The sequence below is a fragment of the Pseudomonas sp. NPDC087598 genome, assembly GCF_044743525.1.
Classification (GTDB): Bacteria; Pseudomonadota; Gammaproteobacteria; order Pseudomonadales; family Pseudomonadaceae; genus Aquipseudomonas.
The window spans coordinates 1-1,095 of the sequence record NZ_JBIUWQ010000163.1; the positions used below are offsets into that span (position 1 = coordinate 1).

Sequence of the window (1,095 nt, forward strand, 5' to 3'; positions counted from 1 at the left end):
AGCTCAACTCGCACAGCGACGCTCACCAAAACCGTAGGTTGGGGGTTCGATTCCCTCCTGACCTGCCAGATTCACTCAGTGTGTCTGGCTTTCTTTTCACAGGATCTTCATAGATGACTCCTAAGGCTGAAGCACAAGGCTCTCGCTTCGATCTGCTCAAGTGGCTTGTAGTAGTCGCTTTGGTGGTTGTAGGCGTTGTTGGCAATCAGTATTACTCTGCTTCGCCGATCCTGTACCGTGTACTTGCTTTGCTTGTCATTGCTGCTGTAGCTGCCTTTGTAGGCCTGCAGACTGCGAAGGGCAAGTCTTTCTTTGTACTGGTTAAGGAAGCTCGCACCGAGATTCGTAAAGTCGTGTGGCCAACTCGCCAAGAAACCACGCAGACCACCCTTATTGTGGTGGCTGTTGTTCTGGTTATGGCGTTGCTGTTGTGGGGGCTCGATTCCCTGCTCGGCTGGCTTGTTTCCTTGATTGTCGGCTAAGGGTGTCCCGTGGCTAAGCGTTGGTACGTTGTGCATGCTTACTCGGGTTACGAGAAGCATGTAATGCGCTCGCTGGTTGAGCGCGTAAAGCTGGCTGGCATGGAAGATGGCTTCGGCGAAATTCTGGTTCCCACTGAAGAAGTGGTTGAAATGCGTAATGGCCAGAAGCGCAAAAGCGAACGTAAGTTCTTCCCAGGCTATGTGCTGGTACAGATGGATATGAACGAGGGTACTTGGCACTTGGTCAAGGATACTCCTCGGGTGATGGGTTTTATCGGCGGTACTGCTGATAAGCCTGCACCAATCACCGATAAAGAGGCAGAAGCAATTCTGCGTCGTGTCGCTGATGGTAGCGATAAGCCTAAGCCGAAGACTCTCTTCGAGCCAGGCGAAACGGTGCGAGTCAATGACGGTCCATTCGCTGATTTTAATGGCGTTGTTGAAGAAGTTAACTACGAAAAGAGCCGGATCCAAGTGGCAGTGCTTATTTTCGGTCGCTCTACTCCGGTAGAGTTGGAGTTCAGTCAGGTCGAAAAGGTCTAGCTGGACAAGCATCCCAACCCCGCAGCCCTAGGCTGTGGGGTTTTGTCGTCACTGGGATAAACGCGCAAGT

2 protein-coding genes are annotated in these 1,095 nt (G+C 52.0%); both read left to right on the top strand.

The window, feature by feature from the left end; genetic code table 11:
- Window positions 1-113: 113 nt before the first annotated feature.
- Window positions 114-482 (top strand): preprotein translocase subunit SecE, encoded by a 369-nt coding sequence (gene secE, locus ACIOWE_RS30280; protein WP_007916493.1) that lies wholly within the window; start codon window positions 114-116, stop codon window positions 480-482.
- 9 nt (window positions 483-491) lie between these two features.
- On the top strand, window positions 492-1,025 hold the full coding sequence (gene nusG / locus ACIOWE_RS30285; RefSeq protein ID WP_007916492.1) for a transcription termination/antitermination protein NusG: 534 nt from the start codon (window positions 492-494) through the stop codon (window positions 1,023-1,025).
- Window positions 1,026-1,095: the final 70 nt, after the last annotated feature.